Below are 9036 nucleotides of genomic sequence, written 5' to 3'. Positions count from 1 at the left end.
GGCGCCGCGGGTGGTCTCGGCGCCGCGCTGCTCGCCCTCGGCGCGCGCGTCGAGTCCGGAGCCGGACTGGTCCGCGACCTGGTCGGCCTCGACGCCGAGCTGGACGCCGCCGACCTGGCCGTCACGGGGGAGGGCAGCTTCGACTGGCAGTCGCTGCGCGGGAAGCTGATCACCGCCGTCGCGCGGGGTGCGGCCGACCGCGGGACGCCGTGCGTGGTGCTGGCCGGTCAGGTCAGTGTGGGCCGCCGGGAGGCCGCGGCGGCCGGGGTCGACGCGGCGTTCGGGGTGGCGGAGGAGTTCGGCCTGGAGGCCTCGATGGCGGACCCGGCCGGGACACTCGCCGACCTGGCGGAGCGTGTCGCACCGCGCTGGAGCCGGTGAGCCCCGTCACCCGTCCGTCGGCGATTCGCACGGTCTCCGCACGGATGCGGACCGGCCCGACGTCGTACTATGGATTCCGACGCCCGGTGGGAACAGGGCGGACCACGCACGTTGTTGGGAGAGTCATGACCGTTGACAACACCTTGGACGCGGGCGCGACCACGGAGCAGACGCACGGCGTGGAGCTGACCGACTCCGCTGCCGTCAAGGCGCGCACCCTGCTCGAGCAGGAGGGCCGCGACGACATGCACCTGCGCATCGCCGTGCAGCCCGGTGGCTGTGCCGGCCTGCGCTACCAGCTCTTCTTCGACGACCGGTCGCTCGACGGTGACCTCTTCCGTGACTTCCACGGTCTCAAGGTCGGCGTCGACCGGATGAGCGCCCCGTACCTGCAGGGCGCCACGATCGACTTCGTCGACACCATCGAGAAGCAGGGCTTCACGATCGACAACCCGAACGCGGGCGGCTCCTGCGCCTGTGGCGACAGCTTCAACTGACGTCGCACAGCAGCACCTCCGAAGGGCCCCGCCGGTGATCTCCGGCGGGGCCCTTCGCCGTGAGTGACGTAGGGTCCCCGGTGTGCCTATTGCCGTGACGGGTTCGATCGCCTCCGACAACCTCATGCATTTCCCGGGGAAGTTCTCCGAGCAGATCCTGGCCGACCAGCTGGACCGGATCTCGGTCAGCTTCCTGGTCGACGACCTGACGGTCCGCCGGGGCGGCGTGGCCGGCAACATCGCCTTCGCGCTCGGTGTGCTCGGCCAGAACCCGGTGCTGATCGGCGCCGTCGGTGCCGACTTCGCCGAGTACAAACAGGTCCTCGACGACCTGGGTGTCGACACCTCCGGGGTGCACACCCACGACGACGTCCACACCGCCCGCTTCGTCTGCACCACCGACGACGACATGCGCCAGATCGCGTCGTTCTACACCGGCGCCATGGCCAAGTCGAAGGAGATCGAGCTCGCCCCGATCGCCGAGCGCGTCGGCGGGTTCGACCTGGTGCTCATCGGTGCCAGCGACCCCGAGGCCATGCTGCGCCACACCGACGAGTGCCGCACCCAGGGCTACCCCTTCCTCGCCGACCCCTCCCAGCAGCTCGCCCGGATGGAGGGCCCCGAGGTCCGCCGCCTCATCGAGGGCGCGACGTACCTGGTCACCAACGACTACGAGTACGAGTTGCTGCTCAAGAAGACCGGCTGGAGCGCAGAGGAGGTCGACGCGAAGGTCGGCACCCGGATCACCACCTTCGGCGAGAAGGGCGCGGTGATCGTGGAGTCCGACGGCACCGAGACCCGCGTCGACGTCGTCGCGCCGACCGAGCAGGTCGACCCGACCGGTGTCGGCGACGCCTGGCGCGCCGGGTTCCTGACCGCCCTCGGCGGCGGCCTGTCGGTCGAGCGCTCGGCGCAGCTGGGAGCGCTCATCGCGACCTACGTGCTGGAGTCCGACGGCCCGCAGGAGTGGACCTGGGACCGCGACGCCGCGCTGACCCGCCTGGCCGACGCGTTCGGCGAGGCCGCGGCCGACGAGCTGCGCGCCGTCCTGCCCGCCTGACCCCCTCCGGACGCCGACGGGCCGGCACCCCTCAGGGGTGCCGGCCCGTCCGTCATGCGGGACCGCTCAGATCTTGACCGGGTAGGTCGGGGTCGGGACCTCCGGCACGATCCGCTTCTCGACGAAGATCCCGTGCCACAGCAGGAAGACCAGCACCGCCCAGATCCGGCGGGAGTGGTCGACCGGGCCCTCGCGGTGCGCGTCGAGCATGCGGTGCACGGCCTGCAGGTCGATCAGGTGCCCGGCACCGGAGTTCTGCAGGATGTCGCGCGCCCAGGCGTACATCTCGTCGCGCAGCCAGTGCCGGATCGGCACCGGGAAGCCGAGCTTCGGCCGGTTGAGCACGTGCGGCGGGATGATGCCCTCGCAGGCCCGGCGCAGCGCGTACTTCGTGGTGCCGTTCGAGCCGTGGGTGATCTTCTGCGACTGCGGCAGCGACGAAGCGATGTCGAAGACCTCGGGGTCGAGGAACGGCACCCGCAGCTCCAGCGAGTGCGCCATCGTCATCTTGTCGGCCTTGACCAGGATGTCGCCGCGCAGCCAGGTGAACAGGTCCACGTGCTGCATCCGGGCGACCGGGTCCCAGTCGTGGCTGGCGAAGTAGTGCGGCGCCGTCACGTCCTGGTGCGACACCCGCGGGTCGTAGCCGCGCAGGACCTCGTGCAGCTGGTCGTCGCGGAAGATGCGGGCGTTGCCGTAGTAGCGCTGCTCCATCGACAGCGACCCGCGGCGCAGCAGGTCCTTGCCCCGCATGCCCTCGGGCATCTTGCGCGACGCCCGGCGCATGAGCGGCTTGAGCGTGCCGGGGACCTTCTCGAACGGCGACAGCGACAGCGGCTCGCGGTAGATCGAGTAGCCGCCGAACAGCTCGTCGGCGCCCTCGCCGGACAGCACGACCTTGACGTGCTGGCGGGCCTCGCGGGCGATGAACCACAACGGGACCAGCGCCGGGTCGGCGACCGGGTCGTCGAGGTACCAGATGATGAGCGGCAGGGCCTCCATCATCTCGTCCGGCTTGACGGTGCGGACCACGTGCCGCACGCCGATCGCGGCGGCGGACTCTGCGGCCACGTCGACCTCGGAGTAGCCCTCGCGCTCGAACCCGGTGGTGAAGGTGATCAGGTTCGGGTTGTGCTCCTTGGCGAGCGCCGCGATCGCGGTGGAGTCGATCCCGCCGGACAGGAACGCACCGACGGTGACGTCGGCCCGCATGTGCTTGGCGACCGAGTCGCGCAGCACGTCGGCGATCTCGCCGTGCACGATCGCCTCCGCCTCGGCGCTGGCCGGGGCGTGGCTGGGCAGCGAGATGAACTTCGGCGCGAAGTAGCGCTGGTGCAGCGGTTCCTCGCCGGGGCGCACGGTGACGTGCGTGCCGGACTCGACGCGCGAGATCATCCGGTGCAGCGACATCGGCTCGGGCACGTACTGCAGGGTCAGGTAGTGCTGCAGCGCGGCCGGCTCCAGGTCCAGCCCGATCTCCAGCTCACCGGCCAGGGACAGCAGCGACTTCTTCTCGCTGGCGAACGCGGTGCCGACCGGGGTGGTGGCCAGGAACAGCGGCTTGATGCCGAACGGGTCGCGGGCCAGGAACAGCTCGCGCTCCACGACGTCCCAGATGGCGAAGGCGAACATGCCGCGCAGGCGCTGCACGGCGTCGGGGCCCCAGTAGTGGAACGCCGCGACGATGACCTCGCCGTCGCCGTCGGTGGCGAACGCCGCGTCGTAGGTCTCGATCAGCTCCTCGCGGAGCTCGAGGTAGTTGTAGATCTCGCCGTTGAAGACGATGGTGTAGCGGGTGTCCTCGCCCGGCACCGGCCCCCAGTGCAGGGGCTGGTGGGAATGGTCCACGTCGATGATCGACAACCGGTTGAACCCGAGGACGAGGTCGTGGTCGTTCCACGTCTCGCTCTCGTCGGGTCCCCGATGCCGCGCACAGCGCAGCCCGTCGGCGATCGGGTCGACCCGGGTCGCGGCGTCCGCCCCGGCGGTCAGCAATCCCAGCAGTCCGCACACACCGATCAGTATGCCGAGTCAGCCGGACGGGTCTCGCGCGCCCCGGTGCGAAACGGTCTTCCCGCTGCGAGACTGCCTGTTTCCCCTGCGGCGGTGACGACGTTCACGCCCTGTCCGGGAACCCCCGGGGGGCGCGGCCCGACCGGGGTTCGTCTAGGCTCTACGCGAGGTCGAAGACGGTGCTCCATACGGGTGGCACATGATCCCCTTCGACCGCGGTGTCGTGACGGCGGAGCAAGGAAGAACGTGCTGGCAGTGCGGCGTACGCAGGAGACGACAGGAAGGCGGCGTGCAGTGGCCCGAACCGAAGGCCGCTCCCGGATCGCCCGGGCGGCGAAGGTGGCCGTGGTCGGCCTGCTGGCGACTCCGGCTCTGGCCGGTTGCTCGGTCCAGGAGGTCATCCGGTTCGGGTGGCCCGAGGGGGTGACCCCCGAAGCCGAGTCGATGCGCAACCTGTGGACCTGGTCCGCGATCGCGGCGCTGGTCGTCGGTGTCATCACCTGGGGCGCCATGTTCTGGGCGATGATCCTGCACCGGAAGCGCAAGGACGACGACGGCTCGCTGCCGCGCCAGACGCAGTACAACCTGCCGGTCGAGCTCGTCTTCACGGCGATCCCCACCGTCATCGTGGCCGTGCTCTTCGGCTTCACGGTGAACGTGCAGAACTACATCGACAAGGAGAACCCGACCGCGGGTGGCCCGGCCGACCTGCGGGTCGACATCGTCGGGTTCCAGTGGAACTGGGAGTTCTCCTACCCCGACGAGGCCGGCCAGGGCGGACGCCCGGTGAGCACGCTGGGGACGAGCGACACGATCCCGATCATGGTCCTTCCGACCGACCGGTCGATCCAGTTCACGCAGCGCTCGCCCGACGTGATCCACTCGTTCTACGTGCCGGAGTTCCTCTTCAAGCGCGACGTCTTCCCGTTCCCGGAGCGGAACGAGCAGGACAACAGCTACATCATCGACCGGATCGACCGTGAGGGCGCGTTCGTCGGTCGTTGCGCCGAGCTGTGCGGCACGTACCACTCCCAAATGAACTTCGAGGTGCGTGCCCTGGAGCCCGCGCTGTTCGACCGGTACATCCAGCTCCGCAAGGAGACCAACCCGCAGACCGGGCAGGCCTACTCGACCGGCGAGGCGCTGCAGGCGCTGAACTGCGGCGAGTGGTGCGCGCCGGAGGCGATCAGCACGCAGCCGTTCTCGACCGACCGCGGCCAGCTGGCCGCGCAGGTCACGGGCTGAGGGAGGACGCGCACCCCATGAAGATCGAGTCCCGGCTCTTCGAGATCGTCACCGGCTTCTTCATCCTGGCCGCGCTGGCGTACATGTTCATCGCCGGTGAGGTCGTCGGCGTGACCGCGCTGTGGCTGACCGCGGGTCTGTCGCTGATCGTCGGCACGTACTTCCGGTTCGTCTCCCGCCGCCTCGAGGAGCGCCCCGAGGACAACCCCGAGGCCGAGGTGTCCGACGGTGCCGGCGAGGTGGGCTTCTTCTCCGCCGGCAGCTACTGGCCGCTGGGTCTGGCCGCCGCGGCCGCCTTCGCCGCCCTGGGTGTGGCCTTCTGGTACGCCTGGATGATCGTCATCGGCATGACGCTGGTGCTGATCGCCGTCGGCGGCCTGGTGTTCGAGTACCACCGGGGCCCCGCCGCCCACTGATCGACCGCAGCACACGACGGCCCCGCCCGGGATCCCCGGGCGGGGCCGTTTCGTCGTCCCGGCTGCTGCCTCTCACGTCCGCGGCCCTCCGGGCCTGCCCCCAGGGGAACTCTCGTGGCTTAGAGCGCTACGAGAGTTCCCCTGGGGGCACCTCCGGGGCCGCCCCGCGGCTCAGGCGGCGTCGTCGAGGTGGACGACGTCGGGACGGGGCTGGGCGAGAGCGCGGGCGTGACATCGACGTAGCTCGTCGACGATCTCGGCCGGTCGTCGTCGCAGGTCGGACGGCAGCGTCTGGACCACGACGACACCGTGCCTGCTGAGCGCGGCCCGCCTGCGCACGGTGCGGGCGTAGTCCTCCGGGGAGAGGTGGAACTCGATCGAGTCGATCTCCCAGGCGAGACCCGCCTCCGGCCACCAGAAGTCGACGACGGCGATCAGGACGCCACGCCGGTCGGTCAGCCGGACGTTGGACCGCGGCACCGGCAGACCGCTGCGGAGAACCAGCTTCCGCGCCCTGGCCTCGGCCACGGAGCGCACTCCCGCGGTCATCTCGCCGAGGACCGCCCGGGGCAGGGCGACTCCCCGGCTGCTGCAGACAGCCAGCTCCTCCCGGAGCTCGTCGATCGTGCCGTGCCCGTGTTGCAGGAGATCGGCGAACAGGTCCCGGACGAAGTCGCGATCGCGGGAGCACCGAGCCGCGTCGACCGCAGCGCGGACCACCGGTGCGACCGGGTGCCGGCGTGCCCCCGGGACCGGCAGACGCCGCGTCCGTTCCGTCCGCACCACCGACCACCTCCCTCGACGACGGTCGTGCGGGACGAGCACGTGCACCGGACCGTGGGGCGACGGCGCGGTGCGCACCCCGTGCAGGTGCAAGGCGTCGAGCCCGGTCAGCATCGCGTCCGGCCCAGCGACGATCAGCGCTGCCCGCTGCCGGTCGTCACGGACCACGGAGCCGTTGGACAGCTTGACGACCCCGGGACAGAGACTGCGCCACGGCCCGCCCGGCCGGCAGCGGCGGGCGATCGTCCGGCGGTCCAGGCCCAGCCTCTCGAGCTCACGGACCGGGACGACGGGCTCGCGGAGCTCGGACAGGACCTCAGCGGGTGAGGGAGCGCTGCGTCGGGGCACCCGACCAGCGTGCCCCCGTCCGGCCCCGCAACCGGGACGACTTCCTCCCCTGTGGACAACCATCCTCGCGCCGCTCCCGCCCGGAGCTGCCCCGAGTGTCACTTTCGTGGCTTAGAGCGCTACGAGAGTGACCCTGGGAGCTACCCGGAGGGCGGGGGCGGTGTGGTGCGGGGGCGGTGTGGGGCGCGGGGTGCGGTCAGCCCCGGGCGGCGCGGCCGAGCGCGTCGCGGGCGATGATGACCTGCTGGATCTGGCTGGTGCCCTCGTAGATCCGGAAGAGCCGGGCGTCGCGGTAGAACCGCTCGACGGCGACGCCGCGCATGTAGCCCGCCCCGCCGTGCACCTGCACCGCGCGGTCGGCGACCCGGCCCACCATCTCCGAGCAGAAGTACTTCGCGGCAGCGGGCCCGGAGACCATGTCGGTGCCGTCGTCGAAGCTGCGGGCGGCGTCGAGGACCAGGCCGCGGCCCGCGCGGGCGTCGGTCACCGAGTCCGCGACCAGGCCCTGGACCAGCTGGAACCGGGCGATCGGCTTGCCACCCTGCTCGCGGGTGCGGGCGAACTCGACGGTCTCGTGGACCAGCCGGTCGGCCATCCCGACGCAGACCGCGCCGATGTGCAGCCGGCCGTGGGCGAGGCACTTCGCGGCGACGAGGAAGCCCTTGTCGATGCCCTCCTCGCCGCCGACGACGTTCTCGAACGGGACGCGGACGTCGTCGAGGTACACGTCGGCGGTCCAGGCGCCGAACTGGCCCATCTTGTGGTCCTTCGGCCCGACCGAGAGGCCGGGGGTGCCCTTCGGGACGAGGAAGGTGGAGATGCCGCGGTTGCCGGGGGCGTCCGGGTCGGTCCGCGCGAACACCATGATCACGTCGGCGACGGGGGAGTTGGTGATGTAGCGCTTGGAGCCGTTGAGGACCCAGCCGTCGCCGTCGCGGACGGCCCGGGTGGTGAGCGAGGAGGGGTCGGAGCCCGCGTCGGCCTCCGTCAGCCCGAACGAGGCGGTGACCTCGCCGGAGGCGAGCCGGGGCAGCCACTGCTTCTTCTGCTCCTCGGTGCCGCCCTCCAGCAGCACGTGCCCGGCGATGCCGTTGTTGGTGCCGAACAGCGAGCGCAGCGCGGGGGTCGTCCAGCCGAGCTCGAACGCGAGGCGGACCTCCTGCGAGGCGGTCAGGCCGAGGCCGCCGTACTGCTCGGGGATGGTGAAGCCGTAGAGGCCCATCTCCTTGCACTGGGCGACGATGCGCTCGGGGACGGCGTCCTCGGCGTCGATCCGCTCCTCCTGCGGCACCACCTCGGTGCGGATGAAGTCACGGACGGAGTCCAGGACGTCGGTGAGGTCGGCGGGGTCCACGGGCACACCTTCTCGCGTCGTCGCGTCTGTTACCGAGGGGTAGCTCACCATGTCGCCCCCGTCCCACGCGACCCCGGCGGGGTGTTCGTCACCGCCTATCCTCGGGGTGCACCCGTGCCGCGCCGAGCAGGAGGACCGCATGTCCGAGGAGCCGGCCGACCGCGACCTCGCCACCCGCCCCCGCCCCGCCCCCGACGAGCCGGGCGGCAGCCACCTGGACCCGCACCTCGTCCGCGCGCTGGAGGGCTGGGGCAACGGCGCGTTGCGCGAGTACCTGCTGCGCGACGGCGGCCTGCACCTGCCGCACCCGCCGGGCTGGCCGTCGTCGTGGCCGGGGCGCACCCGGCTGGGCGCCCAGATGGCCTACCTGCTGACCGGGCTGCCGCTGGCGGTCGTCAGCGGGGTCGTGGTCCTGGTCGGGCTGGTGCTGGGCGCGGGGACGTTCGTGATCTGGATCGGGCTGCCGATCACCGTCGGGCTGCTGGCCGCGGCGCGCGGGTTCGCCGAGCTGGAGCGCCGGGCCACCGAGGCCGCGACCGGTGGCCCGCTCCCGCCGCACCACTACCGGCCCAACCGCGGGCGCTCGCTGATGGGGCGGCTGTTCCGGGCCCTGGCCGACCCGCAGAGCTGGCGCGACGTCGCGCACGCCGTCACCGCGCTGCCGGTGCGGACGGTGACCGCGGCGATCGCGCTGGTGTGGTCGGTCACCGGCCTGGGCGGGCTGTTCTACGTGTTCTGGCAGTGGTCGCTGCCGCGAGGGCCGAACAACTGGACCCTGTTCGGCTCGATCACGGGCATCGACTCCACCCTCGGCGACGTCGCGCTCAACACCGGGCTCGGCGTCCTGCTGCTGATGACCCTTCCGACCGTCGTGCGCTGGCTGACCGACGTGCGCGCCCTGCTCGCCCGCGGCCTGCTCACCAACCAGACCGCCGCGCT

The 9036-nt window shown here is 71.6% G+C and carries 9 protein-coding genes; 6 read left to right on the top strand and 3 right to left on the bottom strand.

Features of this window, described 5'->3' with window-relative positions; genetic code table 11:
• From GTW08_RS10870 to GTW08_RS10860, 3 genes are all read left to right on the top strand, one after another.
• A partial coding sequence (locus tag GTW08_RS10870; protein WP_161151845.1) for a glycerate kinase occupies positions 1–381 on the top strand: 381 nt, incomplete at its 5' end.
• A 125-nt stretch (positions 382–506) separates the two neighbouring features.
• Complete coding sequence (locus tag GTW08_RS10865) at positions 507–878, top strand: HesB/IscA family protein (protein ID WP_062395963.1); 372 nt, start codon at positions 507–509, stop codon at positions 876–878.
• A gap of 94 nt (positions 879–972) precedes the next feature.
• Positions 973–1938 carry a carbohydrate kinase family protein gene (locus GTW08_RS10860; RefSeq protein ID WP_346009891.1) on the top strand — a complete coding sequence of 322 codons (966 nt, stop codon included), beginning with the start codon at positions 973–975 and terminating at the stop codon, positions 1936–1938.
• A gap of 66 nt (positions 1939–2004) precedes the next feature.
• On the opposite strand, the gene asnB is transcribed toward GTW08_RS10860, so the two are convergent.
• The gene (asnB, locus tag GTW08_RS10855; RefSeq protein WP_043282739.1) at positions 2005–3951 is read right to left on the bottom strand and encodes an asparagine synthase (glutamine-hydrolyzing); all 1947 of its coding nucleotides are present in this window, start codon (positions 3949–3951) and stop codon (positions 2005–2007) included.
• Positions 3952–4245: 294 nt separating this feature from the next.
• On the opposite strand from asnB, the gene GTW08_RS10850 reads away from it, so the two are divergent.
• Both GTW08_RS10850 and GTW08_RS10845 read left to right on the top strand, forming a co-directional pair.
• Entirely contained in the window at positions 4246–5196 is a 951-nt protein-coding gene (locus GTW08_RS10850) for a cytochrome c oxidase subunit II (protein ID WP_073574142.1), read from the top strand.
• Positions 5197–5213: 17 nt separating this feature from the next.
• Positions 5214–5612 (top strand): cytochrome c oxidase subunit 4, encoded by a 399-nt coding sequence (locus GTW08_RS10845; RefSeq protein WP_062395961.1) that lies wholly within the window; start codon positions 5214–5216, stop codon positions 5610–5612.
• 171 nt (positions 5613–5783) lie between these two features.
• On the opposite strand, the gene GTW08_RS10840 is transcribed toward GTW08_RS10845, so the two are convergent.
• Together GTW08_RS10840 and GTW08_RS10835 are read right to left on the bottom strand one after the other, a co-directional pair.
• Positions 5784–6743, bottom strand: coding sequence for a hypothetical protein (locus GTW08_RS10840; protein ID WP_073574141.1), 960 nt, complete (start codon positions 6741–6743; stop codon positions 5784–5786).
• A 196-nt stretch (positions 6744–6939) separates the two neighbouring features.
• A complete protein-coding gene (locus GTW08_RS10835; protein ID WP_073574140.1) occupies positions 6940–8097 on the bottom strand; it encodes an acyl-CoA dehydrogenase family protein in 1158 nt (385 codons plus the stop codon).
• 139 nt (positions 8098–8236) lie between these two features.
• Here GTW08_RS10835 and GTW08_RS10830 point away from each other — a divergent pair.
• The coding region (locus GTW08_RS10830) for a sensor domain-containing protein (protein WP_202416993.1) at positions 8237–9036 on the top strand (800 nt) is incomplete at its 3' end.

It is taken from the genome of Pseudonocardia sp. SID8383, assembly GCF_009864975.1.
Lineage (GTDB): Bacteria > Actinomycetota > Actinomycetes > Mycobacteriales > Pseudonocardiaceae > Pseudonocardia > Pseudonocardia alni.
This window is presented reverse-complemented; position numbering and strand designations above follow the sequence as displayed.

What these genes read in the sequence shown, in the direction of transcription:
- GTW08_RS10865 (WP_062395963.1), top strand. Translation starts at nt 507, where the DNA reads ATGACCGTTGACAACACCTTGGACGCGGGCGCGACCACGGAGCAGACG.
- GTW08_RS10845 (WP_062395961.1), top strand. Translation starts at nt 5,214, where the DNA reads ATGAAGATCGAGTCCCGGCTCTTCGAGATCGTCACCGGCTTCTTCATC.